The 26,480-nt window shown below is 62.1% G+C and carries 23 protein-coding genes; 10 read left to right on the top strand and 13 right to left on the bottom strand.

Going from position 1 to position 26,480, the window contains the following annotated elements; genetic code table 11:
* Positions 1–2 precede the first annotated feature (2 nt).
* The 8 genes from AC1RQK_RS36045 to gspG are packed head-to-tail and all read right to left on the bottom strand — an operon-like array spanning position 3 to position 8,301.
* Positions 3–2,306: a secretin GspD/PilQ domain-containing protein gene (locus AC1RQK_RS36045; RefSeq protein ID WP_492814170.1), complete on the bottom strand. Its 2,304-nt coding sequence runs from the start codon at positions 2,304–2,306 to the stop codon at positions 3–5.
* Positions 2,307–2,891: a hypothetical protein gene (locus tag AC1RQK_RS36040; RefSeq protein ID WP_492814168.1), complete on the bottom strand. Its 585-nt coding sequence runs from the start codon at positions 2,889–2,891 to the stop codon at positions 2,307–2,309.
* A gap of 23 nt (positions 2,892–2,914) precedes the next feature.
* Positions 2,915–3,481: a hypothetical protein gene (locus tag AC1RQK_RS36035; RefSeq protein ID WP_492376448.1), complete on the bottom strand. Its 567-nt coding sequence runs from the start codon at positions 3,479–3,481 to the stop codon at positions 2,915–2,917.
* Positions 3,478–4,008, bottom strand: coding sequence for a hypothetical protein (locus AC1RQK_RS36030; protein WP_492814166.1), 531 nt, complete (start codon positions 4,006–4,008; stop codon positions 3,478–3,480). The genes AC1RQK_RS36035 and AC1RQK_RS36030 overlap by 4 nt, the downstream gene beginning before the upstream one ends.
* A complete protein-coding gene (locus tag AC1RQK_RS36025; protein ID WP_492376450.1) occupies positions 4,005–4,913 on the bottom strand; it encodes a hypothetical protein in 909 nt (302 codons plus the stop codon). Before AC1RQK_RS36025 ends, AC1RQK_RS36030 begins: the two co-directional genes overlap by 4 nt.
* A complete protein-coding gene (locus AC1RQK_RS36020; RefSeq protein WP_492376451.1) occupies positions 4,894–6,597 on the bottom strand; it encodes a GspE/PulE family protein in 1,704 nt (567 codons plus the stop codon). The genes AC1RQK_RS36025 and AC1RQK_RS36020 overlap by 20 nt, the downstream gene beginning before the upstream one ends.
* 7 nt (positions 6,598–6,604) lie before the next feature.
* Positions 6,605–7,807: a type II secretion system F family protein gene (locus tag AC1RQK_RS36015; RefSeq protein ID WP_492376452.1), complete on the bottom strand. Its 1,203-nt coding sequence runs from the start codon at positions 7,805–7,807 to the stop codon at positions 6,605–6,607.
* 59 nt (positions 7,808–7,866) lie between these two features.
* The gene (gene gspG, locus AC1RQK_RS36010) at positions 7,867–8,301 is read right to left on the bottom strand and encodes a type II secretion system major pseudopilin GspG (RefSeq protein WP_492376453.1); all 435 of its coding nucleotides are present in this window, start codon (positions 8,299–8,301) and stop codon (positions 7,867–7,869) included.
* Between the two features lie 313 nt (positions 8,302–8,614).
* Between gspG and AC1RQK_RS36005 the strand changes: the two genes are divergently transcribed.
* Positions 8,615–9,751 carry a PAS domain-containing sensor histidine kinase gene (locus tag AC1RQK_RS36005; protein ID WP_492376454.1) on the top strand — a complete coding sequence of 379 codons (1,137 nt, stop codon included), beginning with the start codon at positions 8,615–8,617 and terminating at the stop codon, positions 9,749–9,751.
* A 121-nt stretch (positions 9,752–9,872) separates the two neighbouring features.
* Here AC1RQK_RS36005 and AC1RQK_RS36000 read toward each other — a convergent pair whose 3' ends face one another.
* Both AC1RQK_RS36000 and AC1RQK_RS35995 read right to left on the bottom strand, forming a co-directional pair.
* Positions 9,873–10,703, bottom strand: coding sequence for a response regulator (locus tag AC1RQK_RS36000; RefSeq protein WP_492376455.1), 831 nt, complete (start codon positions 10,701–10,703; stop codon positions 9,873–9,875).
* An 830-nt stretch (positions 10,704–11,533) separates the two neighbouring features.
* Positions 11,534–11,827 carry a hypothetical protein gene (locus AC1RQK_RS35995; RefSeq protein ID WP_492376456.1) on the bottom strand — a complete coding sequence of 98 codons (294 nt, stop codon included), beginning with the start codon at positions 11,825–11,827 and terminating at the stop codon, positions 11,534–11,536.
* Between the two features lie 372 nt (positions 11,828–12,199).
* On the opposite strand from AC1RQK_RS35995, the gene AC1RQK_RS35990 reads away from it, so the two are divergent.
* Entirely contained in the window at positions 12,200–13,057 is an 858-nt protein-coding gene (locus tag AC1RQK_RS35990) for a peptidylprolyl isomerase (RefSeq protein ID WP_492376457.1), read from the top strand.
* 85 nt (positions 13,058–13,142) lie between these two features.
* Here AC1RQK_RS35990 and AC1RQK_RS35985 read toward each other — a convergent pair whose 3' ends face one another.
* A complete protein-coding gene (locus tag AC1RQK_RS35985) occupies positions 13,143–13,787 on the bottom strand; it encodes a lytic transglycosylase domain-containing protein (protein WP_492376458.1) in 645 nt (214 codons plus the stop codon).
* A gap of 259 nt (positions 13,788–14,046) precedes the next feature.
* Here AC1RQK_RS35985 and AC1RQK_RS35980 point away from each other — a divergent pair, with 259 nt between their 5' ends.
* From AC1RQK_RS35980 to AC1RQK_RS35970, 3 genes are all read left to right on the top strand, one after another.
* A complete protein-coding gene (locus AC1RQK_RS35980; protein WP_492376459.1) occupies positions 14,047–15,402 on the top strand; it encodes a cytochrome C in 1,356 nt (451 codons plus the stop codon).
* A 77-nt stretch (positions 15,403–15,479) separates the two neighbouring features.
* The gene (locus AC1RQK_RS35975; protein ID WP_492387220.1) at positions 15,480–15,713 is read left to right on the top strand and encodes a high-potential iron-sulfur protein; all 234 of its coding nucleotides are present in this window, start codon (positions 15,480–15,482) and stop codon (positions 15,711–15,713) included.
* Positions 15,714–15,762: 49 nt separating this feature from the next.
* Positions 15,763–16,263, top strand: coding sequence for a TlpA family protein disulfide reductase (locus AC1RQK_RS35970; RefSeq protein WP_492376460.1), 501 nt, complete (start codon positions 15,763–15,765; stop codon positions 16,261–16,263).
* Between the two features lie 57 nt (positions 16,264–16,320).
* Here the strand turns inward: AC1RQK_RS35970 and AC1RQK_RS35965 are convergent, their stop codons facing one another.
* Positions 16,321–18,405: a Na/Pi cotransporter family protein gene (locus tag AC1RQK_RS35965; protein WP_492376461.1), complete on the bottom strand. Its 2,085-nt coding sequence runs from the start codon at positions 18,403–18,405 to the stop codon at positions 16,321–16,323.
* A gap of 506 nt (positions 18,406–18,911) precedes the next feature.
* Between AC1RQK_RS35965 and AC1RQK_RS35960 the strand changes: the two genes are divergently transcribed.
* The 3 genes from AC1RQK_RS35960 to AC1RQK_RS35950 all read left to right on the top strand — a co-directional run bounded on the left by AC1RQK_RS35960 (position 18,912) and on the right by AC1RQK_RS35950 (position 21,840).
* Positions 18,912–19,370, top strand: coding sequence for a hypothetical protein (locus AC1RQK_RS35960; protein WP_492387214.1), 459 nt, complete (start codon positions 18,912–18,914; stop codon positions 19,368–19,370).
* 262 nt (positions 19,371–19,632) lie between these two features.
* On the top strand, positions 19,633–21,357 hold the full coding sequence (locus AC1RQK_RS35955) for an alkaline phosphatase family protein (RefSeq protein ID WP_492814160.1): 1,725 nt from the start codon (positions 19,633–19,635) through the stop codon (positions 21,355–21,357).
* A 129-nt stretch (positions 21,358–21,486) separates the two neighbouring features.
* On the top strand, positions 21,487–21,840 hold the full coding sequence (locus tag AC1RQK_RS35950) for a helix-turn-helix domain-containing protein (RefSeq protein ID WP_492814203.1): 354 nt from the start codon (positions 21,487–21,489) through the stop codon (positions 21,838–21,840).
* On the opposite strand, the gene AC1RQK_RS35945 is transcribed toward AC1RQK_RS35950, so the two are convergent.
* Positions 21,837–23,171 (bottom strand): HdeD family acid-resistance protein, encoded by a 1,335-nt coding sequence (locus AC1RQK_RS35945; protein ID WP_492376757.1) that lies wholly within the window; start codon positions 23,169–23,171, stop codon positions 21,837–21,839. The two genes, AC1RQK_RS35950 and AC1RQK_RS35945, sit on opposite strands and share 4 nt — an antisense overlap.
* A gap of 285 nt (positions 23,172–23,456) precedes the next feature.
* On the opposite strand from AC1RQK_RS35945, the gene AC1RQK_RS35940 reads away from it, so the two are divergent.
* On the top strand, positions 23,457–23,960 hold the full coding sequence (locus AC1RQK_RS35940) for a (2Fe-2S)-binding protein (RefSeq protein ID WP_174424795.1): 504 nt from the start codon (positions 23,457–23,459) through the stop codon (positions 23,958–23,960).
* Positions 23,957–26,242, top strand: a complete 2,286-nt coding sequence (locus AC1RQK_RS35935; protein WP_492814157.1) for a xanthine dehydrogenase family protein molybdopterin-binding subunit — start codon at positions 23,957–23,959, stop codon at positions 26,240–26,242. The genes AC1RQK_RS35940 and AC1RQK_RS35935 overlap by 4 nt, the downstream gene beginning before the upstream one ends.
* Positions 26,243–26,480 lie beyond the last annotated feature (238 nt).

Below are 26,480 nucleotides of genomic sequence, written 5' to 3'. Positions count from 1 at the left end.
AGTCAATGCGTCCCGTTGGGGACCGGATAGAGTGGGTTGTCGCTGGACATGTCGCCGGGCGGCATCTTCAGGATTGAGGCTGGCGCAGGAAATGGCCCTGCCGCGGGTGCAGGCACCTGCGTCGCGCCTGCCGTGCCGGTCGCGTCCGGAACGACCGCGTTCGCATCAGCAGGCGCCGCCGCCACCGGTGCCGCCGGCGCGGCCTGGATCGCCGGGAACCTCCCCGCATACGGATCCACCGGCGGGGTTGTCCGCGGCGCCGCGGGAGCCTGCCCGAGCGAGCCTCTGGGCGGCACCGGAGGAGGCGCGGGCGGAGAGGCGCCGCCACCCGCGGCAGCAGGTGTTCCCTCTCCAATGGCCGCACCGCCGACACTCGCCGGTGCCACGGGCACCACGGGTGCCACGGTTCCGCCGCCAACCCTGCCTGGCTTGACCGGCGCCATGGGAGCGGCAACTGCGGGCGCGGGGGCGCTGGCGGGATCGAGACGCAACTGCTCGGTGCGCACATTGGCATCGGTGCCGGACCAGATCTCACGCGTATCGGCATCCGCGACGCGTTGAGGACGGATGATGTGCGGGGTGATCTGCAAAACGATTTCCGTCTTGACGTGGTCGCCGTTGTGATCCGAAAACAAGCGCCCGAGCACCGGCAACTGGCCCAGGCCAGGCACCTTGTCCGCCGTGGTGCGGTCGGCATCCGAAATCAGGCCGCCGAGCACCTGTGTCTCGCCATCCCTGAGACGCAGGCTGGTCGATGCGCTGCGCGTGCCGATCTGGTAAGCCAGCGAGCTGAGGCCGGTCTGCGCGTTGCTGCTCGATATTGTCTTCGTGATGTTGCTGACCTCGAGACTAATCTTGATGCCGACATCGTCGTCGCGGTAGACCTGCGGTTCAACCTCAAGCTTGATACCGACATCCAGGTACTGGATATTTTGCGCATAGGACGGACCACTGGTGCTCGGGGTGCTCGAACTCGATATCACCGGCACCTTGTCGCCAATCAGGATCTTTGCTTTTTCCTTGTTACGGGTACGGATGCGAGGACTCGCAAGCAGGTTCGCGTCAGTATCCGTCAGCTTGAAATTCGCCGTCGCCGACAGCCCGCTGACCACCAGCTGGTTGATCGGCAGCGTGTGCAGGGCGCCCCAAGTGGACGCCGTGCTTGGCGTGGCCATCGTGAAGCTGTTCGGCCATGCAATTCCCAGGTCCGTCAGCCGTTCATGCGAGACCTCCAGGACTTGAACCTCCAGCATGACCTCGGGTTCGGGAAGATCCTGTGCGGCGATCAGCTGTTCCGCGAGCCGAATGGTGTCGGGCGTTCCGCGAATCGACAGGGTGTTGGCATGTTCGTCGATCACGATCTCCTTGATCTTCAGCAAGCTCTTCAACAAGGCCTGCACCTGTTTGGCGTCGATGTTCGACAACTGGAAGGTTCGGACCTTCAGCTCCTGGTACTCCAGTTGCTTGTTTGGCGTGGCTGGATAGATGAAGAGCGTGTTCGCATTCAGGACCTTCTTGTCCAGTTGGTTCTGCAACAAAATCAGATTGACCGCGTCCTCGATCGCGGCGTTGGTCACGAAGATCGTCGTCTTGAGGTCGGTGCGCACATCACGGTCAAAGATGACATTCAAGCCCGACGTGCGCGACAGTGCCTCAAAGACCATCCGCACGTTCGCGTCGCGAAACTGCAGCGTCACCGGCGTACGCATGATCGACGCGGCCGCGCTTTTCTCCTCGCGCGCGGCCCGCAGCTGCCGCCGCTTGTCTTCGATCAGCCTCATCATCTGCTGTGCCTGGACGTTGGTCGGATTCTCCGCAAGCACCTCACGCACACGCTCCGCCGCGCTGTCGTATGAGCCGCGTTCAAGCATCCGCTGGACCTCCGCCAGGATGACAAGATCGCGCATATCGATCTGTAGCGCCGCGCCCAGCTTCCGCCCTCGCTCGCTGGTGGGATCGATCCTGCTCGCCTCATCGAGCTTCAGCACGGCTTCATGAAACTGGTAGCTGGCTCGCAGCCGATCCACTTCATCCAGAATCGCATTCATCTGGCCGTTGCGTTCGTGCATGTAGTTCAGCTGTATCTGCGCATCGGTGGGCTGGCGAACGCTTGCGTTACGCAGCGCGCCTGGCTCCACCGCACAGCCACCGAGCACCATCGCGATCAGGGCCGCACTGAATCGACGCGCGTGGTAGCTGGCATAAGACGCGCGAGGCGCCGTGCAACCTGACGCGGCTATTGACCTGAGGGACGCGTCGCAGCGCTCTACTCTGCAGGCAGCGTCCGATCTGCACCGGGATTTCATTTACTTTCCTTCGCCCTGGGTGGACATGACCTGTTTCACGTTAAGCGGCAGATAGGTAAAGGTCGCACCTGTTGCCGTGATCGCCTCAAGGCGGTATTGCCCGTCAATCACATCCCCCAGCGATACGATCAACAAACGGTCGCCATTGCTCAGGAACACTTGCTCCTTCGATACGTCCGCACCCAGCGCGCCTACATAGGCAAACGGCAACGGCGGCGCCGTGGGTGCCGGAGGCGGCGGGGCCGGAGCGGGCGGGGCCGGTGGCGCAGGCGGGGGAAGCCAGGATGAAACGCTGAATGGATCGTGGCCCGTATCTGGCGACAGCGGCGCACGCAACGCCGCAAGCCGTTCGCGCGGCGCGACTTCGGCAACCGGGCGCGCCGCAGGCTCGCTCGCCGCAGCTTGCGTGCGCCGCGGCGCCTGCGCGATCGAAGCCGGAGGGGCGGCGGGCAAAACGCCTGGCCTGCTCGGCAGGCTGCGCCCATAGGCAGCCCTGATGGCAGAGGCCACGGCCGGCGCGCGGTGCTCCGGCGCCTGGTCCCAACCAATCAATGCGGCGGTCGCCAGACCCGTGCCGGCAATCAATATTCTCCTGACCAAAGCGCTGTTCATGGCCGGCTCGTCCGATAGATCAGATCGAAGCGGATACGGGCCTCGAGAACATTGCCGTCCACCGCTGGCCGTTCGACATGAATCTCCTGCAGCGCGGCGTTTGGCACGCTGTTGAGAACGGATGCAACAAAACGGCGAATCGTGCCGTACTGGTCCTTGACCGGCAGCACGACCTGGTAGTGCGTAAATCCTGCCCCAGGCTCCGTAACGATCTGGTACTGTGCCGATCCCAGAGTCAGATGGCTCTCACGCGCCTGGGAGAAGATCACGGCGATGTCGTTCCCGCTCTCGGCGAAGGTCGTGAACAAAGCCGGCAGCTTGCCCAGGGAATTCACGTCGGCCGGCGCCCGGCCAGCGCCGCCGGGATATCGTGCTTTCGCAGCACGGGCCTGCCGTGCGCTGTCGAGCAAGCCTCTGGTCTGCGCTTCCACGGTGGGAATCGCGGTCCATGTCGCGGCGGCCACACCTAGCGCCAGCGCGCCAAGCAGGCCTGGCACGCCAAATGTGCGCCGCATCTCGAAATGCAGCGTCAGCAGCAGATCGGCAAGCCGGTGGGTCGTCATGGCTTTCTCCACACTGCGACGATCTGGAAGCGCACCGGCGTCCCGGGCACGTTGGTCTCGATCAGGTGACCGCTCAACACCGCCTCATGCAGGAGCACGCTGCCCTGCAGATACTTCAGGTACGCAATCATCCCGTCGGCATCCTTGGCCTCCGCCGTGATGCGGATCTGGCTCTGCGCTGGGCTTTGATCAATACCGATCAGCGCAACGTCGCGGGCAGGATAATCTTCAACGATGGACAGCAGGCTCTGCCATGGCACCGTGAGCTCGCGCAGGATCGCCTCGGCCTGCCTTTCAGCCAATTTGGCGGCAGGCGTGGGCGCGGTCTTGGGCGGGCGCTTACTGGCGTTCTCTTCGCGCGCTGCTATCCCGAACTCGGTTCGGGCACGATCGTTGTCCTGATACGCGAGCCACAGAGCCCTGGCGCCGAGCAGCAGCATCAATACCGCCAAGACCAGCAGCACGACGCCGCTCGGCGCCAGTGTTGCCGGGCGCCGGCTGAAATCGATCTTGAGCGGCGGCATCATAGCGCGAACCCCATCAAGCGCAGCGGGGCTGAAGCGCTCGACACGATCTCCTGCAGGCAGCGCACGGTGGCGAACCGTTGCTCGAACGCAGAAGGATCAAGGTCGATCCCGCCCAGATAGATCTTGCAGTCCTCTCGCCGCGTATTCGAGAACCGTTCGAAGACTTGCTCGGCAATGGCCGCAAGCCGCAATGTATCGGTGACATCGTCGGCAAACAGACGATGCGCGCCATAGGCGACCCAGCGGCTATGGTTCATCAGCACGGCGTGCAGTACGGTTTCGGCCACCACCACCAGCATCGAAGCACTACCGTCAACGCAGTGGCGGGCCCGATTCATCGCCTGAGGCAGCCCGAGCATCAGGCTTTGCACTTCCACGCTCGCCGCCGTGCTGACATCGCGGATACCATCGTGCAGCGATCTCGACAGCGCGCTGGCAAACACGGCCCTGCCGCCCCGCTGCACCACGGTGCGGATCATGATGGCATCACCATCCAGCCCGAATGTCTCCGCGAAATAGCTGCGTGCGATATCGTCGACCTCCCGCGCGCGCATGGTGCGGAAGTCGCCCCGCAGAATCCCGTGATTGGCCCAGAAATCATCCAGCACAATGAACGCACGGCGCTTCGATCTTGTCGCCCGTCCAGGAACACCGGGGGCTTGCGCCAACGCCTGACGCAGGACGTCGAGCGCTCCTTGCTCGGAGAAATGCTGTGTCTCGGCCATCGCGATGCTGGCGTGCTCGATGACCGGTGGCAGGGACGGCGGCGCGGCGACAGCTTTTGCCCCCCGGCGCGCGCGCTGCGCCAGGCGCAGCAGATACTGCAGCCTTGTGGGGCGCACCCCGACCGCGGCTGCACAGGTGCCCAGCCCGATTGCGAGGACATCATTCGACGATCGTGACACGATTGATCTCCTCGAGGGTCGTTTCGCCCTTCGCCATCAGCCGGACCGCCGCGGTGCGCAGGGTTTCCATCCCGTGGCGCAGCGCCGCGCTCTTGATGCGGCCGAGCGGTGCCCGCTCCGACAGCAGTTCGCGCAGTTCGTCGTTCATCCGCAGCGCTTCCGCGATGGCGCGTCGCCCACGATAGCCCGAGCCGCGGCAGGCGGCGCAGCCAAGCCCCCTGCGGAAGCGAAAGCCTGCTGCCACCTCGGGATCGATCCCGGCGCGTGCCAGCGCGTCCGCGTCTCCCGCCTCCTCGATCGCGCAGTCGGCGCAGCATTGGCGAACCAGGCGTTGCGCCACCACGCCGTTCAATGCGGACACAAAGCTATAAGGATCGACGTCCATATTGGTGAAGCGGCCGATCACATCGAACACGTTGTTCGCGTGCACCGTCGTAAAGACCTGATGCCCCGTGAGCGCCGCCTGCACGGCGATCTGCGCGGTCTCGGGATCGCGGATTTCGCCGACCATGATCTTGTCGGGATCGTGTCGCAGGATCGAACGCAGCCCCCGGGCGAACGTCAGCCCCTTCGCTTCGTTCACCGGAATCTGGAGGATGTCGCCCAACTGATACTCAACCGGGTCTTCAATCGTCACGATCTTGTCGAGGCCGTCGTTGATTTCGGTCAGGATTGCGTAAAGGGTGGTGGTCTTGCCACTGCCCGTGGGCCCCGTCACAAGCAGCATGCCGTACGGCATCGATGCGACCGAGCGCATGAAGCGCATATCAGCCTCCTGGAAGCCGAGCGCCTCGAGCGTCAAGCCACCCGACGCCTGCGATAGCTGGTAGCGATCGAGAATGCGAAGAACGGCATCCTCGCCGAACAGGTTCGGCATGATCGACACGCGAAAATCGATGTCTCGCCCCGCATATTGGGCCTTGAAGCGACCATCCTGCGGCACCCGCCGCTCGGCGATATCAAGCTCCGAGATCACCTTGACGCGCGATAGCACCTGGTCGGCGACGCCTCGCCCTTCCGCCCGGCCGACCACCGTCAGCACACCATCCACACGGCATTTGATCACCAGGCCGTTCGCCCGGCATTCAAGGTGAATATCGCTGGCCTTCATTTTCAATGCGTCGTAGATCGTCGAATTGAGCAGGCGCACCACCGCACTGTCGTCGCTGCTGATGCCCTGTAGCGTCAGGGCCAGTGCGGACGGATCGTTGGTACGCTGTATCGGGTCATCGAAAGCGAGCGTGTCCAGGGCACGCACATCCTTTTCACGTGCGGCCAGGTAGGCAGTCAGATCGCCAACGCTGGCCAGCGACCAACTGTAGTGCACGGTAGGGCGTGCGCGCATGCGTTGATCGACACAGCTGCGTGTACGCGTGTCCAGCGGGTCGGCGATCACGAATAGCAGGCCGGCTCCCTGCCGGAACCCTACGCACAGCCTGGTCGCCGCCTCGACAAAGGGAAGGACTTCAAACTCCGGCTCAAGCTGATGGAGCTCACGGATACTGATCGGGACCATCCTGAACTCGGCCGCCAGTTGCGCGAGAACCTCGTCGGCACCCATGGGCTGTTGTGCAAACAGTGCCTCGAGGGCGCGTATCCCGGAGCCGTGGCGCTCGCCGAGCTCGCGCAGGGTGGCCCGGAACTGAACGCTCCCTCTTTCCATATTCGCGCCGTTCGGATCCATGACGTACCTATTGGAGGCTGGAGGCTATTTCAAAAATTGGCAAATACATCAGGACAACAATGCCGCCGATGACCACGCCGATGAAGATCATCATCATTGGCTCGACCAATCGCGAGATCACGTCGATGGCCCGTGACACCTTTGCCTCCTGGAATCCGGCGATCTTGTCGAGCACGGGGCCCAGGCCGCCGGTCTTTTCGGCGACGGTCAGCAATCGATAGGTAATCGCGCTTGCCAGCCCGCAATCCTGGAATGCGTCGGACATCTTTCCGCCGTTCCGGATGGCATTCATCGCCGTGGCGAGCGCCACGCGGTCGCCACGGCCGATCAGGCCACGGGCGAGATCGAGTGCCTGGACCACCGGAATGCCGCCATCGACCAGCATCGCCGAGGTTCTGAAGAACTGCGACTGGCGATAGATACGGAAATGCATGCCGATGCCGGGCAACGCAAGGATGCGATCGGCAATCCAGTCGCGCACGCCCTGCCGGCGCAGCACAACGATCGATCCCAGCAGAATCACCGCGAAGCCTGCTACCAGCGAAGACCCGTGCGCGTGGACCAAGCCGCCCCAGGCCATCAGCCATCGCGACAGCAGCGGAAGTTCGCGGCCGCTGTTCTCGAGCAGGTTCGCGAAACGCGGGACGACAAAAGCCAGCAGGAAGAAAACCACGGCCAGGCCAACTGCCATCAGGACGGACGGATAGATGGCCGCGGAAACCACCCGGGCACGCAATTCTCGCAGAGTGGCGCTATTGCGCGAATAGCGCTTCAGGCTTTCGGCAAGGCCACCAGTTTGCTCGCTGGCCTTTACGCAGGCTATCAGGACCGTCGGGAAGACATCCTCCGCATGCTCGAGCGCGGCGGACAATGCGTGGCCTTCATCCAGTTGCCTTAGCAGTTGCCGGTAGATTCTTGCCGAGGCATCGCGGCCCTCATTGCTGCCCAGCGTGCGTAAAGCGTCGATCACGCCAACACCGGCGTCCAGCAAAGCGGCCAGCTCTCTCGCAAACAACTCGACGTCGAACTTCGTTACCTGCAGCGCCGTCCAGCGGCCAGGCCCGCGCTTGGCGCCGGCGCTTTGCCGAATCGATACCACGCGCAGCCCGCGCGAGCGCGCCGTTGCGGCCGCACTGGCCGGCGAGTCGCTGTCGATGTGGATTGACTGCACCTCGCCGCAGGTATCAAAGACGCGCATCAGGTACTTCACCTCGTTCTCCCTGTCGGGCCATACAACCAGCGCGCTACCTCTTCGCAGGCAGGGCACGCTTACCAGGACGTGACATCCGCGTTCTCGCCATCGCCTCCAACTTGGCCATCCTTTCCGAAGGAGACCAGATCGTAGTCACCATGCTCGCCTGGCGAGCGGTATTGATAGGGTCTGCCCCATGGATCCAGCGGCACGGCCTTCTCCAGGTAGGGCCCGCTCCAGCGCGGCTCGTTCTGTGGTTTTGCCACCAGGGCTTCAAGCCGCTCTTCCGTGGTCGGGTAGGACCCCACATCCAGGCGATACTGGTCCAGCGCCTTGCCCAGGGAACTGATCTGCGCCTTGGCGATGCTGATATTTGACTTACCGAGTTGAGCGAAGTACTTTGGTGCAACGAGGCCTGCCAGCAAGCCGATGATGACCAGGACGACCAGCAGTTCCAGCAGCGTGAAGCCCTTGGTTCGCCCCAAATTCTTCAGTTGCGTATCGATGCGCATGGAAAACCCCCTGCCCTCGGGACGATCGCCTCGGCCCAGCCGCGGCCTTTTTCTCATTCTTGGCTAGCGAACGATGGGAAAGAAGTAGGGATACCCGCCGAACGACATGGGTAGAGACCCTCCACATTGCTACGGCAATGAGCCGTATTGGCATTTGGCTTTCCGGGTACATACAATAAGACACACCTGAAGGGAAATGCCCTTAGGCGGCGTCGTTCCGTGTTCCTGGACATCGCCATTGCGTAAGGAGGTGACTGGCGCTTTCCGTCCATCTCGCGCGGACCGCGGCCGCAGCAGCACTTTAGGAGTTCCGATGAGCGCAAGCACTCCCCACGGAGGAGAGCATCTGAAACTGCGTAACGTCACCGATGCAATGCGCAAGATGATGGCCGCGATCGATTCGAGCAACAGGGTCCTGCGCGCGATAACAGATGTTCACGGTACCGCTCTGGCCATTCTCGCGCCGGGCGGACGTTTTTTGTCGGCGAACAGCAGCGCCGCGGCGATGTTTGGCTATTCGATTGCGGACTTGATAGGCAAATCGCTTGTCGAACTGGTTCAGGACAGCGATCAGAAACGCGTTAGCGAGGGATTCTCCGGCAGTGCATCAAGTGCGTTTCACTCCTTTGGTGCGGTCTTGCGCGGACGAGGAGGCCGGGACACCGATATCCTGTTGCACAAACAACCCATTGCGGATAGCGAGGGCAATTTCAGCGCGTTCCTGGTTGTCTTCGAGGAACCCGTCATTTTGCAAAATGGCAGCATCGAGGCGCTGAGCCGTCCTGAATCGGACCTTCGTCGCCTCTACACGCACCTGATGATCGGACAGGAGAAAGAGCGCAAGCGGGTATCCTCGGAGCTCCACGATGGCCTCGGGCAGGCACTGACATTGATCAAGCTGATGGTTGAAGACTCACTGCTGCGCATCGAGCGCGGCAACGTCGAGGAGGCCGTTGCGTTACTTGATACCACGGTACTGCGTATCCGTGAAACCATCGGCGAGGTGCGCCAGATCTGCAACGAACTACGCCCCAGGCTGCTTGATGATCTGGGCTTGGTCCCCGCGTTGGCATCCCTGTGCAGGCAGATAGAGCGCGGCAGCGGGAAGGTTGTCGTCATCTTCGATTGCCGGGTCAGGGAAGACGAGATTCCGGACAGTCTCAAAGCGGATATGTTCCGGGTGGCGCAAGAGGCAATGAACAACGTCGTGAAGCACGCGGTGGCGACCGAGATCAGGGTGACATTGCAACGCAACGCAAGCGACATCCTGCTAACGATACAAGACAACGGCATCGGCTTCGAGCAGCTTCCCCTTTCGGCCGACGACGCGTCCTTCTCGGGGCTGGGCCTGATCGGGATGCAAGAGCGGGTCGAATCGAATGGCGGAAGTTTCTCGCTCCAGTCAAGCGAGTGCAGCGGGACCCTCGTCTCGGCAACGTGGAGAGCCTGATCCGCCGCGGGACAACGACAACGTCCCTGCATCGGCTTGTGGTCCGGACATGTACCTCGTTGCCACGCAAACTGTGCAAGCTGTGCGGGCGGCCATATGCACGCCGCCCACCCCAACCAACCTACTCTTGAGCGTCGCGACGAGGACAACCAAGCCGATCCTCGTTTCCGGCGGTGCTGCCGGACTGGCCATCCCGAACGTCATCGGCGCTGCTCGCGCTGTCATTGGGCGCTTCATGTGCATGCGTCAGCGGCGGGTCTTCATTGCGATTCGGATCATAGTATCGCTTGGCCAGGGAGGTGATCAGGCCCATGTTGATTGCGATCAGAACCAGCCCAGTCAGATTTGTGATCCCTAACTTATGCATCAGACTGGCACGATACTTCTCGATGGTCTTTGGGCTGAGGTTCAGGTATTGCCCAGCCTGCTTATTGGATCGTCCTTCCGCAACGAGCTTCAGGACGCTGCGTTCCCTGGCCGTAAGCACATCCCACGCATTCTTATTCGAAGCCAAATGGTCATTTCCGCTAACAAACGATTCCACCAGGTTTCCATACATTTCCGAACTCAGATGCTTCTTGCCCTGCATGACGGCATGCATCGCAAAAACCAGGTCTTCGAATGAAGAATCCTTCAAGACGTAGCCGTCCACTCCAGCGCGCAGCGCCTCCCGGACGTACTCGTCGCTTTGGTGAACAGTGAGCGCAATGATCCGAACGGCTGGCGTTCGGCGTCGGATCGCGGAGATCGCATCGATTCCATTCATGCCGGGCATCGATAAATCCATCAGGATCAGGTCCGGATTCAATGAGATAGCAAGATGACACGCCTCTCTGCCGTCTTTCGCCTCACCGACGACATTGAACTCGCCGATGCCGGATACCATCGAGCGTAGGCCGCTTCGTAGAAGGTGATGATCTTCGACGATCAGAACATTATATTTTATATTCACTTCCCCCTCCCTTTACCACCCTATTTTCTTCTGTTATTCATTGTTGCGATTTGCCAAAATCAGCGATAATCTCCTATAAAGCATGGCTTGAAACAATGTGCGGCCGTAAGTGCCGCCGGCATGAAAAAAGTGCCCTCCGGGGGACGGGGCGCGAAACCGTGCTGCGTCACGCGATCATTCTCGCTATGCGCTTGGTCTGAACGATGCAGGTACGCCTTAGGCTGCCGCTGTGGCGCGCACGCGGAGCATTGGCCGGCCAGCACCCACTCGGAATCAAGGGACCTGACGAGGAGCCGCGCCCACAACGCCTGGTGGCCAGATGGTGATGGCTTCGGCACGATTCTCCGCTGACATGGAGATGTCGCAGCAGGTCGGTGCGGCCCTCCCGGCGCTTGCTCATCATGACCTCTCCCAGCTGGTCTTCGCGTTTCGTAACTTTCTGTAATACAAGGCTAGGAACTAAATTCACGGAGATACACCACCCAGATGGATTAGGGCTGTATTCGGCACAACCCATTCAAACACAAGCTCAATGCATTGCCGCTAATACAATAACGTCACGGTTGGCCTGCATATAGCGAATGCGGACGTTCCATGCATCGGCCCAAACGGCGCTTGACGCGCAATGCCGTGGACGCCCGGCACTCTGTGCGGCAAGCAACGGTACGCGCCAAGGCGCTTGGCACACGGGGCTAGCTGTCCCTGAAGGCCTGGGTGTTCTGCTTGTGCCGAGAGAGAAAGGCCTCGCGTCATGACCAGTTCAAGGCCGGGCCGGAATAGCGGCACGATCTGGGCAAGCTGCGCAGGCGCCTCGCCATCAGCGATCCGGACTACTGCTCCGTCGGATTCCTGGCGCCATCGTCGGCCACGCTGTCGTGGCTCATCGGCTCGTCTTTCATCTGCTGCTCGCTCATGCTGTCGGGACTCGCCGGCTCGTCCTTCATCGGCTCCGCAGCCATGCCACGGTTGTTCTCCGCATCGCTCGGAGCTCCTTCCTGGGCCGTGACTTCGTGATTCATCAGGCTTTTGATGGCGATGTCGCCAACCGTGTCATCGGCAGCAAGAACGCCTGCAGCTGTGAACGCCAAGCTGCAAGCAAGTGCGGCGGCGGTGAGCTTGTTCATGATGGTCTCCCTCAGCGATTCAATAACGGCCCGGGACATCCGGGGGCGAAGCGAGGCAACGCCAGTCCCGGGCTTCTATCACTATGCTCGGCCAAGCGGGTAACAAGAACAGTGGTAATCCACGCCAAAAGGCATGGGCAAGATCCCCCAATGCAAGGCGGTGCGGATCACGCCCCCCATCATTCATCGCCTGTACGATGCGGCTCCTTGGTGGGTAGCCCTACCTCATCTGTAGGGTGTTGACCCATGGCGAGCTTGACCGGCCACCAGCAAAATGCAAAGGCCGGGAGGAATCAAGCGCCGCGGCGTGCCGCTGCCATCCCTCGACCCACGGCAGCGATCTTGTTGACGACACGCAACTGGGAGATGCAAATGAAAACGAATGCCTTGACCGTCATCGCCGTTTCCATCGCCTTCGCGCTTGGCCAAGCAGCACCCGTTTTCGCCCAGCAGGCCATCAGCAAGGAAGGCGGCAGCTTGCCAACGGACACGTTGGCGATCGTGAATGGCGTGGCAATTCCGCTAGCGCGGCTCGGCGACGCCATGCGCGCGGCGCGTCAGCCGGATACGCCCGAGCTGCGCCGGCTGTTCAAGCAGGAACTCATTGCGCGCGAGGTCTTGCGCCAGGGTGCCGAAAAGCAGAACTACGGCATGAAGCCGGCGGTACAGGAAGCGGTCAATGCCAGCAAGGTTGCTGCGGAGACAGAACTCTACTTGCGGGACAACATCCATCCCGAGCCGATCACCGACGCGCAGGTCAACGCGCGCTACCACGAGATCGTTGGCTTGATGGGCGACGAGGAGTATAAGCTGCGGATTCTATCCGTGGCTGACGATGCTACGGCAGCGAAAGTGCTTGAACGATTGCGCTCAGGTGCGGCCTTCGACGCGCTCGTGCGCGAGTACAGCATTGCTTCGAGCAAGGAAGACGGTGGTGAAATGCCATGGGTCAGTTTCAAAACGCCCGCGGCCGAGGGAAAGACGCAAGGTGTGCCGCTAGCGGTCGCGCAGGCCGTGACGCAACTCTCCGCCGGCGGCGTTACGCCCGCGCCGATTGCCGTCGATAACGTCCGCGTGATCGTCAAGCTGGAAGCCAAGCGTGCGACCCGGGTGCCGACATTCGATCAGATGAAGGGCGCAATTCGCCAGCAGTTGCAAGTGCTCGCCCTCAAGAACGCGAGCGCCGGGTTCATCAGTGCCCAGATGCAACGCGCGACGATTCAGCAATAGGGACGACAGGCGCCTCCGGCCCGCCGGCGGGAGGCGAGAAGCGGGTTATCAATCGCTCCGAGCGCCATGCGCGCGCACCCGCTGCCTAGGGGCTCCTGCTACCGCTCAAGCGCCGGTAGTGCGCCATCACCATCGGCACGTAGCTTTGCGTTTCCGCATACGCCGGGATGTGATAGCCCGCCCGGATCACCGCATTCTCTCCCGCGTTGTACGCCGCCAGTGCCAGCTCAACATCGTCTCTGAACAGATCCAGGAGAAAGCGCAGGTATTTGGCGCCGGCCAACACATTGTCGCGGGGATTGAGGATGTCTCCCGCGGAAAACCGCCTGGCGGTCTCTGGCATCAACTGCATCAGGCCACGCGCTCCCTTCTTGGACACCGCGTTCGGGTTGTATCCGGATTCGACCACGATCACCGCCGTTATCAGCTCCGGTGGCACCCGGGCATCGCGGCTCGCCTCGGCGATGATCTCGGAATACTGAGCGGAATCCATCGTCGCGGAAGCACCGGTGGCATTGTCCTTTCTTGCACCCCGCGCTGGCGGCTCGCTGGAAGTGACAACCAGGTGCAGCGCCGGATTGCCCGGTCTGTCTGTCAGCATGATCGATCCATCGGCACCGACGGCGCCGAATATCTGGGCCTTTGCCATGCGCGGGCAAGCCAGGCCCAGTGCGAAGGACGCAATGAAAAAGCCAACTCTCAGCAAGGGCGGCAACACGCGAGCACGCATCTGGAGATCCCCCAGACTGCATTGTGCAGATGAGCAATGAGATACGGCATGGGTTGGTTCCCTACAGCTGTGGTAGGGCAAACCATCCCATCCCGTTACGCCCTCGCGCGAGGGCGCGCTCGCGATGCGCTCTATCCCAAGCGAAGGATGGATGCACCCAAGCGAGCAGGAGTAGATCTCCCCCTTAACGACTGCGCGTGGCTGACCTAGAGTTTTCTGTAAGACTGAAGCCGAGCGGAAGGCCGACGGGAGAACCGCAATGAAGACCCTCTGTGCTGTCATTAGAAGCCCCGTGCTTGCGCTTTGGCTGATCGTCATTTTTGGCTTCATTCCGCGGACAGAGGCCAATCCGCTTTTTGCCAGGCAAACCGGCCTGAATTGCGCGTCCTGTCACACGATCTATCCTGAGCTGACACCATTCGGACGGAAATTCAAACTTGGCGGATACACGCTGGGTGAACGCGAGAAGGTTCCGCTAGCGCTGATGGCAGTCTTCTCGCGCAACTCCATCAACGACAACACCGACAAATCGACCGGCGATAAGCTCTACGGCAAGAACAACGAGTTTGTTGCGGAAGCCATCAGCCTGTTCTCCGGCGGGAAGATCACGGACAACGCCGGTGCTTTCATCCAGTGGACCTATAACAATATCAGCACCACGGATAACCAGACGTTCGCCGGGCACAGTGCGCTCGACAATACGGATCTACGTGTGGTGAAAATGTTCGGGTCGGAAGAAAAGCCAACGATTGTCGGCCTGACATTGCACAACAACCCCACCGTTCAGGACGTTTTCAATACGGCACCGGCCTGGAGCTTTCCGTACTGGAGCCCGAGCATCGCAGCCCCGGGCCGAGGCACACTAACGTTCCTGGAGTCGGGTGCCCGGGTTGCGGGGATTGGTGCCTATGCGCACGTGCTGGATTCCCTATACCTTGAGGCGACCTCATATCAAACGGCAAAAGGGGCACTCTCTGTCTTGCGCGCGGGCACCCCGGATAGTCAAAGAGTTTCACTCTCTGGTGCCAATCCGTACTGGCGAATCGCCTATACCATCGGCGATGAACACCAGAGTTTCATGATCGGTCACTTTGGAACAATTGCCTCGGTCGAAGTGCCGGACAGCGGCGGAACACCCGCAGACCGGTTTCGCGATCTTGGATTCGATGCCCAATACCAGTTCTTCAGCAAGGATGATCGCCACATCATCAGCGCGCAGGCTGCCATGATCAACGAAAAAACCGACTGGCGATCCGGCTTTCCCAACGGGAGCAATGACAATCCCAGCTCGAGCCTGCGTTCGACCCGAGCGAAGATCACCTATCTATTCGACCGCACCTATGGCATTACCGCCGGTGCATTCAAGGTGACAGGCGACGCCGATTTCGCCAGGTTTGGCACGACAACGGGCAAGCCGGATACGACGGGCTATCTCGTCGAGCTGAACTATTGGCCGAAGTTTAAATTTGCCTGGGACCCGCAAATGAACGTGCGTTTTGGTCTGCAATATACGGGCTATACCAAGTTCAATGGTAGCCACTCGAACTACGATTCGACGCTCAGACGCGCAGCGGATAACAACACCCTGTTCTTCTATGCGTGGTTCATGTTCTAAGCCTGTATCAGGGAGGAAACACCGTGAAGAAAATCATACCGTTGTCCCGCCGAAACTTGCTTCGTCGCGGCACCATCATGCTCGGATCCATTGCTCTGATTCCGATCGCGATTCACTCGCCAGCCGCCAAGTCCGCTTCCGCGACGAAGGGGATGCTCCACTACCAGGAGAGCCCTAAGGATGGGCATTCGTGCTCCGACTGTAGTTCATTCAGGCCCTCGACAGCACCGGATTCCGATACTGGCACCTGCAAGATCCTGGAGGGCCCTATCAGTCCTCACGGGTGGTGCATGGCGTTTTCGCGCCGCTGAGTCCGCATCCCGCAGCAAGGCTGCCTTCCGGCAGTGCCACGAGGAGTCAATGATGCGCGCGCTGCCAATGTTGCTATCCGCCCTGTTGTCAGTGCCGGTGCCGGCTATCGCAGGCGAGCTTAAGGTCGGTGAGCCGGTCCCGGCCTTCGACATCAAGCTCGCGGACGGGCGGCACGTAACGCCAGCCACTGCGGCAGGCCGCGTTACGATTGTCAATTTCTGGGCAAGCTGGTGCGCGCCGTGTCGCAAGGAGATGCCCGCGCTTGAGGCGTTCTACGAAAAGAATCACAAGCTGGGGGTGGACGTCATCGCTGTCAATATCGACAAGGCCAGCGATCAGGCGGAAGCACTTTCGGTGATGAAATCCTTCTCCTTTGCGCTGGCCTTTATCGGCGATGCTGACGTGAAGGCTTTTGGCCGCCTATGGCGGATCCCGGTCACGTTCGTAATCGATCGGAACGGCATCCTGCAACGGGACGGCTGGCACGCTGAGCCGACCATCGACCTGCCGCAACTTGAGACGCAGGTGATGCCGCTCCTCAAGCCGTAGAGCCTAGACATCGGTTGCTCTTCTTGAGCAATTACGCAATATGCGACACGCTCTCGATCATCGGTTTTTCAATGCAAAAACGATAACCAGGATAGCGACAAGCGCCGCCAGCCATTTCAAGCTTGCGACCAGCTTGCCGAGCTTCTCCACCAGTACGCCAATGGCATCTGTCCCAGTAGTGTTTATCTGCTCTTGAAGCGGCGGCACCTCGTGCGAACCCTGTTCTTCTTCGAGCCGGCGCAAGCTGACTTTCGACAGATCCAGCGAGAGATGAACAACATATCCGCTTGCGATTTCCGGCGACTCCACGGTGTTATCGCTCTTGCCGGGTCTAAGGAACAGGCATGCCTCCCCTGGCAGCGCAGCCATACCCTGGTCGGACATGTAAATGTTGCGCAGGCATAGCCCGACCTTAACGGCGGTGAGCCGGCCGCTCTCAACGCCCTCGCAAAGCGCTTGCAGGCTGCTTTCTGGCACGTGGCACGACGCCCACCACTGGTCCGGCTCCTGCATCTCGCGGTCAGAGCGGTTATAGCCGAGCCTTGCTGTGCCAAGCGGCGCGTCGGAGAAGGTAATGCCAAGCGCTTCTTGCCATTCACGAAGGCCTTGCTGGTCCGCCACGCCGATTTCGCGGGCTGCGAAGGAGATCTGGACCGTACGCGTGCCGTTCTCGGATTCACCAATAATGGACAAGCGACTGTCGTCGAAGCGCGCGGTCCCGTGGATGTAGGTAGCGAGCGTCGATTGCGTTGCACCTCCAGCTGGCTCTAGTTCTTGGACGACCTGGAGATCCTGCAAAGTGAGCCACAGTGACTTCGCGGGGTAAAATGTCTGCGGCTTGCCAAATGCGCCAACGTGTTCGAGCGTGTAGCCTCGGTGTTCCTTGATCTTGAATTCAATGCTCTCTTCGCCATACGCCGCGTATCTTCTCTGGCTCAAGCGCGGAAGGTCGTTCTCCACGAAATGCTCGGGATCGAGAGACCTCAGGTGCGGCCCGGTCGTGCCATGCAGGCTATCCAGGATGTCGTCACGCTGACCGACCTCCGCGATGCGTTTTCGGTCGCGTTCAACCGACGCGTCGCGGGGACCCGACAGCATCTCGCCGAGGACATCAGCCAGGCGCGCCACGTTGCCGCGCGCCATCATCGGAATCCGCCTCGCAGCCGGATCGAGGTGAAGTGGCGGTGATGCGTCGGAGACCTCCACAAGCGGCGGCATCAGCCGCCTTAGCAGGGCCGCGTAGACGGAAAGCAACGGCAGGAACAGGCAGGCGAGAGCCAGGTTGAATAGCGTATGAAAATCGGCAACCACACGCGCATTGTCAGGTTCGATCGTGACCATGAACCGGCCTATTGGCCCGAGCGCAGCGAGTGCCACCGCGACGCCGACCGCGCGCATGAGCAGGTTTCCAACCTGTAGTCGCCTTGATGCCGGATCGCTCGGCGTGGTTGCTGCCAGCACGGGGTTGATCGCGGTGCCGAGGTTCGCACCCAATACCAGTGCAAAAGCGGTATCCGGCGGGACCACGTTCTTTGCGCAAAGCGCCGTGACGAGCAGAACGATCGCCACATTCGAATTTGCGGCCCAGGTCAAGCCGACGGCCAGCAGAACATCGACCACCGGTACGGTGGATGCGGCGCCCAGCAGCATGCGAAGATTGGGGGCATCCTCATAATCCGTCATCAACATCAGCAGCTGGTTCAGCGCGAGCAGCATCAAGCCCAAACCAATGAACATGCGGCCCAGATCGTGCGCACGCGTGTTCGATACCTTGCGGAACATCAGCACACCAACCAGGATCAGCGCAGGTGAGACTGCCGCGACCTCAAAGGACAGCGCTTGCACGAGAAAAGTCGCGCCGACGTTTGCGCCGAGCATGACGGCAAGGGCGGGGACAAGCTCGGCGAGCCCCTCGGCAGCAAAGCCGGCAGTCATGAGTCCGGTCGCCGTACTGCTTTGCAATATCGCCGTGACACCCATTCCACCGAGAAAGGCGCGGAATCGCCCGCTTAGCGCCCGACCCAGGAGGGACCGAAGGCCGGCGCCGAAGGCGCGCTGCAGACCGGTTTGAACCATTTGGGTGCCCAACAGCAGCAGCGCTATGGAACCAGCGAGATCAATCAGCGTGTATGTAAATGCCATGATTCACCGCCCTCGACGTCAAACAGTTGCCCATGTGACTCTCACCGCTGGCCTTGCGCGTTTCAGCCGAAATCGTGCACCAGTTGAAACGTGCCCGATCAAACAGTGGGACCAGTCTAACGTGACTTTCTACAGGAAGCCGAAGTGGAAAAAAAGCAACGATGGCCCCAGGAGCCGGCCACGGCGGGATACACGCGCCGGGCGCCTTGGAAAATGCGGGAGCCGGAAACCCGGAGATCCGGCTTGCGAGCCGGGGCGCTCGTGCCATTGCGCAGAGCAGCGACCTCGCTAAGGCACCTTGTCAGCGCCGAGCGCTGCCAGCAACCTGATGCCGCCGACGTTAATTCAAAAATTCTGAATAAACTATCCGGATAAGACTAGTCTAACGCGCCGATGACTCTCCTATAGTTCGTTACATGGACGGCGCGCACAAACAAAGCAACGTTCTGGCAGTCGCAGCGAACAATCAACGAAATTCAACGAATTTTAAGATACTGGAGAACATCATGACCAAGACCTTCGCCCTCAAGCTCGCTTCCACCCTCGTGCTGTCGCTCGCCGCCATTGGCGCCGCCCAGGCCGCCTCCGCCAAGGACACCCTCGCCGGCGACAAGTACGGCTATGAATTCCGCACCTCGGTCCCCGCCGACAAGTATGGCTACGACTTCCGGTCCACCGACACCTTCACCGACGGTGCGCGCAGCGGCAAGCTGGATACCTTCACCGAAGGCGCACGCATCGCCGGCCTGGACCGCTCGGGGGTTTCGGCTTCGCCGGCTCGCGGCTTCGATGCCTACACCGATGGCGCACGTGCCGGCAAGTTTGACCCGTACACCGATGGCGCGCTGGTTGCCGGCCTGGATCGCACCGGCGTCTCGGCTACACCGGCCCGCAGCTTCGATGCCTACACCGACGGCGCTCGCAGCGGCAAGGTCGATGTCTTCACCGAAGGCGCCAACGTCTGATGCCGTACCCGCAACTGGCCATCCGCCACGACACCGCCTGAGATGCGGTGTCGTGGCATGCCCGCGGCGTCAAAGCCCGCCGGCCTCGTGCTCGATTCGCTTGTTCGCCTCGCGGCTTGCCGACGCGGGGCATGCCCGACTCCGGGAGCTTCAAGGCACCCATACAATTTGTTACCTCTCCGGCCATTCGCTGACACCGATCGGACATGGGCGGTTGATAGCGTCTCCCGGCTGCCCTGTGGCAGTCATTCGAGGAGATATCATGCGAGCAACAAAAAGGCTTACCCTGGCCGTGGCGCTGTCGCTGTCATGCGGACTGGCCACGTCCGCACGCGCGGACGACGACGCCCGTCAGCCGCGTGCCAAGCATGTGCTGCTGGTTTCGGTCGATGGCCTGCATCAGGCCGACCTGGACTGGTTCGTCAACGCAAATCCGGCCTCCAGCCTTGCGCAACTTGTCCGCCATGGCGTTGCCTACCGGAATGCACAAACGCCGTTCCCCTCGGACTCTTTCCCCGGCATGGTCGGCCAGGCCACGGGTGGCAACCCCAGGACCACCGGCATCTACTACGACGACGCCTACAGCCGCAGCCTGCTGCCGGCCGGCACCAAGGCAGCCAGTTGCCGCAGCACCAAGCCAGGCGCTGAAGTGTATTACGCCGAAGTGATTGCGAAAGACCTGAACCGGCTGGACAGCGGGCAAGGCATCCCCGGCCTGTACTCGGATTTTTCCAGGATTTCGCAGCTGACCGGGCACCCGCAAGACCTGATCAACCCGGCGTTGCTGCCGGTCTCTGCGCAGACCTGCCAGCCGGTTTATCCGCATCAGTATCTCAAGGTCAACACGATATTCGAGGTCGCGCACAAGCATGGACTGCGCACCGCCTGGTCGGACAAGCACGCCGCCTACGAGATCCTCAACGGGCCGTCCGGCCAGGGTATCGACGATCTGTTTGCCCCCGAAATCAACAGCTCGGTAACCGATCCGTCGCTGCCCGCCGGCCCGGGTGACGACTGGACCAAGGACAACACCAACACACAGCGCTACGACAGCCTCAAGGTACAAGCCGTCCTGAACTGGATCAAGGGCCACGACCATGCCGGCAACGGCTCACCGGGCACCCCCGCCATCTTCGGCATGAACTTCCAGGCCGTGTCGACCGCGCAGAAGCTCAACAAATCCAGCTACTACACGGATCCGAACAACACCGCCACCAAGGTTGCCGGCGGCCTGGGCGGCTACACCATGAACGGGACCACGCCCGGCGTGGTGCTGCAAAGCGCGCTGACCTTCGTCAACAACCAGCTGGCGACAATGGTCGGCGCCCTCGACCGCACCAGCACCGTGGTAGTCCTGTCGGCCAAGCACGGCCAGTCCCCGCGGAACCGCGCCGATCTCACCATCATCAACGATGGCGACATGATCGATGCGCTGAACTGCGCCTGGGAAAAATACGCCGCCACATGCAAGGACTCGTCCAGATCCCATCTGGTGGCCCATGCGATCGACGATGACGGGATCCTGATGTGGTTCAACGACCGTTCCCCCGCCGCGATCAGCTTTGCCAGGAGCTTCCTGCTCGGCTATTCCGGCAACGGCCTCGGCTCCGACGCTGCTGGCAACGCCATCGCCAAGGCCTTCAGCCAGGCAGGGGTGAGAAAGATCTACGCCAGCGAAGAAGCCGCTGACCTGTTCGGCGTGGCGCACGGCGACGATCGCGCGCCGGATCTCGTCGGCATTGCGCAGCAAGGTACCGTCTGGGCCGGCGGCAAACTGTCGAAGATCGCCGAACACGGCGGTGATGCCAAGCAGGACCGTCACGTACCCATCGTTGTGTGGGGTGCAGGCATCGACCAGAACATCGTCGACGAACCGGTCCAGACCAACCAGATCGCGCCGACCATCCTCGCTTTGCTTGGACTCAAGCCGCACGAGCTGCAGGCGGTGCAGGCCGAGCACACCAAGGTACTGCCGTATCTGCATTGAACGGCGCCGGGACAGCAGCGCAAGCTGACGGTCCCGGCACAGGAAACAGCCCCGTGGCTGTAGAGTCCGCGGGGCGTTCCCGCATCATAGCAAGGCGATGGCAGTTACCTCCAGTACACAACCGACCCACTGCTAGAACCTATCCTCCGACTCCTGGAAAATGCTCCTGGTGATACTCCCCAACTGCCCGCGCTCGCTGAGCTGGCCAAAACGACCGAACGGACGCTAGCACGGCGCGCCCGGAAAAATCTAGGTATGTCATTGGCCGAATGGAGGCAACGGCTACGGGTTGTTAAAGCGATACCTTTGCTAAATGCATCGCACACGGTCGAGGAGATTGCATCCCGCCTCGGTTACGGCAGCGCATCAGCGTTCATCGCTATGTTCCATCGCCTGATGGGCCTGCCACCAGACGAATTTCGGCACCGGAAGGGGGGTGACGCGTCCGAAGCTATAGTTGGCTCCGCCGTCGCCAGCTCCTAGGCGTCTCGATCGTCCGCCGGGCTGGCGGAACTGCGCCGCTTCAGCGTGCCGATGAACGTGGCCCAGGCGAAGGGACGCGGATCGGCCAGCATGCTCATGGCGCGCGCGTAGTCGAGGGTCAGGCCCGGCGTCCACGCCATCGTCGCGGCGCGCTTGCGTAGATGCGCCGCGACCCATAGTTCAGGAGTCAGTACCAGGCGGAACAACGGCCACCACCCGTCCAGCCGCGTCCATACGCGCGCGCCGGCGCCTTCCAGCGCGGCATCGAGCGCCCGTGCCACTGTACTTGAGCAGTTGCGGTGGGTCAGGTTGTACGTGGTGTCACGCTGATAGGCATCCCAGAATTCGCGCAGGCGCTGCGCGTCGTAGTTGCGGATGCGCACCTGCACCGTCGACGGACACCACGCTTTCGATTCGGTCGGATAGTCGGGTTGGAAAGTGCCAGGTACGTCGTTCTCGCGCGTGGCGCGCAGCAGTCGGGTGAAATCGTCGGGCGCGCGGTCGATCTCGACCGCCGGGTAGAGGCTGATGTAGACGCCTTCTGGCGATTCCAGTGCCGCGTGGCCGGTGGAGATCACGCCATTTTGGTCCACCGCGGCGATATAGCGGTCGATGATCGGCTGGCGGCGCGCTTCGGTCTTTGCCGATCCCACCGGCGTCCAGACGTGCACGGTCAACGCGTGTTCGTTGGCTGCGGGCGGGCCGCTCCATGTCGTGAGTCGCTGGTCCGCATCATCAGCCGAGCCGGCTTCCGATGTGCCCGGCAGTCCCGGATTTCCGGTCAGCCTGCGCACGCGCGATGCGAGCAGCAGCATGTTCCAGCCACCGAAAAGCAGGCCAAGGCCCACGCAGTAGGGCACGGTGCCCGCGTAGTGCGTGGGGTAGGGCTGGACAAAGAAGATCGCCACTGCAATCTCGACGATGCCACCTGCCATCGCCAGCCGCCACGTACGAAAGCGCACCAGGCGTGCCGATGCCACCTGCAGCAGTCCGTCGGCCAGAAACAGCAGGCCGAACAACAGCGACAGGATCATGTGGCCATGGTGATGGCCGGCCAGCACGAGGATCGCCGCCACGCTGAACGCCATACCCTTGACATAGCGCAGCGTGCGCTGGCCGCCCATTCCGGTCCACGCCACCGCCATGGTAGCCAGCCCTTCGAGCAACAGCAGCCATGCAAACGGCTCGATCGGGAAATCGAGCCGGCCATCGAGTGCGTCGATAAACAGTGCACCCCCGGTGATCACGCTGATGGATCCGGCCCAAGCCAGCGTGCGCCATCGCATACGCAAGTAATCCACGCCAAGCAAGAGCATCAGCAGGCGAACCATCGGCAATCTCCAGATCGTGTCAGCGGAATGCTAGTCGGATTCTACCGTCGGATTGCCGGTCCATAGGCTCTGGCAGCCGCATTCCGATTGTCGACAATCGCCGTATAGATGGCGCGAGAGTGTTCTCCGCAGTGCCATCATTCCAGTTTGTGGAATTAACAAATCCCGCCAACGCCATTCCCCAGTACCAGCCGCCGGCATCACAATGCGCTTTGCGCAAAGCAGCGCAGGCACCTGGCTCGTCCGCCAGCCCTCGTCCCCGTTGCACCACCCCCACAAAAAAACATGAGAACCATCACGATCAACGGTAAGCCGCAGAAGATCGACCTGCCCGATGACGCCCCGCTGCTATGGGCGGTACGCGATCACCTCGGCCTGACCGGCACCAAGTTTGGCTGCGGCATGGCCCTGTGCGGCGCCTGCACCATGCATCTGGACGGCCAGCCGATCCGCTCCTGCGTGACCCCGATCTCGGCAGTAGCCGGCAAGAAGATCACCACCATCGAGGGCTTGTCGGCCGACAAGATCGGGCAGGCCTTGCAGGCAGCGTGGGAGGAATTCGGCGTGCCGCAGTGCGGCTACTGCCAGGCGGGGCAGTTGATGTCTGCCACCGCGCTGCTGCACACCAACCCGCACCCGAGCGAAGAAGACATCGACGGGGCCATGAGCGGCAACATCTGCCGCTGCGGCACCTATACGCGCATCCGCGCCGCCATCCAGCACGTTGCTAAATCGAACGTGGCTGCAAAGCCGTCTGCCCAGCCGACGGGCAAGAGGAGCGCCAAATGAGCACGCTGCAATCTGCCGGGCGCCGCACCTGGCTCAAGAGCATGGGCGCCCTCGCCGGCCTGACGTTGACTGTTGGCCTGGACGGCATCGTGCTGGCAGCGGATGAGCCCAAGAAGTACGGCCGCGACGGCATGCCTGGCGGCGCCGTGGATAGCCCGCTGGTGTTCCTCTCCATTGCCGAAGATGGCAAGGTAAGCATCGTCTGCCACCGCTCCGAGATGGGGCAAGGCGTGCGCACCAGCCTGCCGATGGTGGTGGCCGACGAGCTCGAAGCCGACTGGGCGCAGGTGCTGGTGGTGCAGGCGCCCGGCGATGAAATCCGCTACGGCAACCAGAACACCGACGGCTCGCGCAGCGTGCGGCATTTCTTCGAGCCCATGCGGCGCGTAGGCGCAAGTGCGCGGATGATGCTGGAAGCTGCTGCCGCCGCCCGCTGGAATGTGCCGGTAAGCGAAGTCCAGGCGCGCAACCACGCGGTGGTCCACGTGCCGAGCGGCAAGAGCCTTGGCTTTGGTGCGCTGGCAAAGGATGCCGCGCGCCTGCCCGTGCCGGCGGCCGCCAGCCTCAGGCTGAAGGATCCGGCCCAATTCCGCTATATCGGCAAGGACAGCACGCGCAGCATCGATGGCCACGGCATTGCCACTGGCCGCGCGCAGTACGGCATCGACGTGCGGCTCGACGGCATGCTGTACGCCGTCATCGCACGCCCGCCGGTGTTCGGCGGCAAGCTCGCCGGCGTTGACTCCACGCAGGCGATGAAGGTGCCCGGCGTGATCAAGGTGGTGGAACTGGCCGGCAGCCCCGTGCCCGCCATGTTCAACCCACTGGGCGGCGTGGCGGTGATCGCCACCAATACCTGGTCGGCCATCAAGGGCCGCGAGGCGCTGAAGCTGCGCTGGGACGATGGCCCCAACGCCAGCTACGAGTCCGGTGCGTTCCGTGCCGCGATGGAAAAGGCCGCAAGCCAGCCCGGCAAGGTGGTGCGCAACCAGGGCGACACGATGGCCGCCCTGTCGGGCCCCGGCAAGCGCATCACCGCGCAGTATTACCTGCCGCATATCGCGCACGCCACGATGGAGCCGCCGGTTGCCACGGCGCGCATCGCCGATGGCAAGTGCGAAGTCTGGACGTCGGTGCAGGCGCCGCAGGCCACGCGCGAAACCGTGGCCGGGCATCTCGGCCTGAAACCGGAGGACGTCACGGTGCACGTGACGCTGCTGGGCGGCGGCTTTGGCCGCAAGTCCAAGCCGGACTTCGCCGCCGAGGCCGCGCTGCTGTCCAAGGCCATGGGCGGCAAGCCGGTCAAGGTAACCTGGACGCGCGACGACGACCTGCATCACGACTACTTCCACACCGTCTCCGTCGAGCACATGGAAGCCATGCTCGGCGCCGACGGCAAGACGCAGGCGTGGCTGCATCGCACCGCCGCCTCCACCATCACGTCGACCTTCGTGGCCGGCGCCAAGAACGAAGCCACGTTCGAGCTTGGCATGTCGGCGGTGAACATGCCATTCGACATCCCCAACGTGCGCGTGGAGAACCCCGAAGTGGAGGCGCACACCCGCATCGGCTGGTTCCGCTCAGTGTCCAACATCCCCCACGCCTTCGCAGTGCAATCGTTCGCGGCCGAACTGGCGACGGCAGCCGGGCACGATCATCGCGACTACCTGCTGGCGCTGCTCGGCCCGGACCGGCGCATCGACCCGACGCAGCTGTCCGATACCTGGAACTACGGCGAATCGCCACAGCAGTACCCGCTTGATATCGGCCGCCTGCGCGGCGTGATTGAACTGGCCACGCACGAAGCTGGCTGGGGCAAGACGCTGCCGAAGGGACGCGGGCTGGGGCTGGCTGTCTGCTACAGCTTCGTGACCTACGTGGCGGCAGTGGTCGAAGTGGTGGTGGCCGATGACGGCAGCATCAGCGTGCCGCGCATCGACATGGCGGTGGACTGCGGCGCCCAGGTCAACCCGGACCGCATCCGCTCACAGGTGGAAGGCGCCTGCATCATGGGCATCAGCCTGGCCACCACGGGCGAGATCACCTTCAAGGACGGGCGCGCCCAGCAGGACAACTTCCACCAGTACGAGGTGATGCGCGCGCCCTCGGCGCCGCGCCAGATCCATGTGCATCTGGTGCCGGGCAGGTTCGATGCACCGCTTGGCGGCGTTGGTGAGCCGGCCATGCCGACCATCGCGCCTGCGCTGTGCAATGCGATCTTTGCAGCTACCGGCAAGCGCATCCGCGCGCTGCCGATCCGGGAGCAGTTGAAGAAGGCTTGAGGCCGGGCCTGAATCGCGGGGTGTTGGGTTTCGCGCTCCGCGATTCACATTTCATTTGGCAAACGTGATCGCGCAAAATCGTTGCCGCAAATCGCAGCCGTAAAATCACTGCCGCGAAACCCCAGCCGCAAAAGCAAAACCCCCCAGTACTTTCGTACTGAGGGGTTTCAAGGGAGAGCCTGGCGATTACCTACTTTCACACGGGTATCCGCACTATCATCGGCGTGGAGTCGTTTCA

The sequence above is a fragment of the Cupriavidus sp. GW822-FHT02D05 genome, from assembly GCF_058802485.1.
The sequence above is the reverse complement of the archived record's forward strand: the minus strand, read 5'-3'. Positions and strand labels throughout refer to the sequence as shown.

Coding starts and splice junctions, on each gene's coding strand:
- AC1RQK_RS35985 (WP_492376458.1), bottom strand. CDS start 13,787: ATGCGTGCTCGCGTGTTGCCGCCCTTGCTGAGAGTTGGCTTTTTCATT.
- AC1RQK_RS36035 (WP_492376448.1), bottom strand. CDS start 3,481: ATGACGACCCACCGGCTTGCCGATCTGCTGCTGACGCTGCATTTCGAG.
- AC1RQK_RS35940 (WP_174424795.1), top strand. CDS start 23,457: ATGAGAACCATCACGATCAACGGTAAGCCGCAGAAGATCGACCTGCCC.
- AC1RQK_RS36005 (WP_492376454.1), top strand. CDS start 8,615: ATGAGCGCAAGCACTCCCCACGGAGGAGAGCATCTGAAACTGCGTAAC.
- AC1RQK_RS35960 (WP_492387214.1), top strand. CDS start 18,912: ATGACCAAGACCTTCGCCCTCAAGCTCGCTTCCACCCTCGTGCTGTCG.
- AC1RQK_RS35995 (WP_492376456.1), bottom strand. CDS start 11,827: ATGAACAAGCTCACCGCCGCCGCACTTGCTTGCAGCTTGGCGTTCACA.
- AC1RQK_RS36030 (WP_492814166.1), bottom strand. CDS start 4,008: ATGATGCCGCCGCTCAAGATCGATTTCAGCCGGCGCCCGGCAACACTG.
- AC1RQK_RS36045 (WP_492814170.1), bottom strand. CDS start 2,306: ATGAAATCCCGGTGCAGATCGGACGCTGCCTGCAGAGTAGAGCGCTGC.
- AC1RQK_RS35955 (WP_492814160.1), top strand. CDS start 19,633: ATGCGAGCAACAAAAAGGCTTACCCTGGCCGTGGCGCTGTCGCTGTCA.
- AC1RQK_RS35965 (WP_492376461.1), bottom strand. CDS start 18,405: ATGGCATTTACATACACGCTGATTGATCTCGCTGGTTCCATAGCGCTG.
- AC1RQK_RS35970 (WP_492376460.1), top strand. CDS start 15,763: ATGATGCGCGCGCTGCCAATGTTGCTATCCGCCCTGTTGTCAGTGCCG.
- gspG (WP_492376453.1), bottom strand. CDS start 8,301: ATGCGCATCGATACGCAACTGAAGAATTTGGGGCGAACCAAGGGCTTC.
- AC1RQK_RS35990 (WP_492376457.1), top strand. CDS start 12,200: ATGAAAACGAATGCCTTGACCGTCATCGCCGTTTCCATCGCCTTCGCG.
- AC1RQK_RS35980 (WP_492376459.1), top strand. CDS start 14,047: ATGAAGACCCTCTGTGCTGTCATTAGAAGCCCCGTGCTTGCGCTTTGG.
- AC1RQK_RS35975 (WP_492387220.1), top strand. CDS start 15,480: ATGCTCGGATCCATTGCTCTGATTCCGATCGCGATTCACTCGCCAGCC.
- AC1RQK_RS36020 (WP_492376451.1), bottom strand. CDS start 6,597: ATGGATCCGAACGGCGCGAATATGGAAAGAGGGAGCGTTCAGTTCCGG.
- AC1RQK_RS35945 (WP_492376757.1), bottom strand. CDS start 23,171: ATGGTTCGCCTGCTGATGCTCTTGCTTGGCGTGGATTACTTGCGTATG.
- AC1RQK_RS35935 (WP_492814157.1), top strand. CDS start 23,957: ATGAGCACGCTGCAATCTGCCGGGCGCCGCACCTGGCTCAAGAGCATG.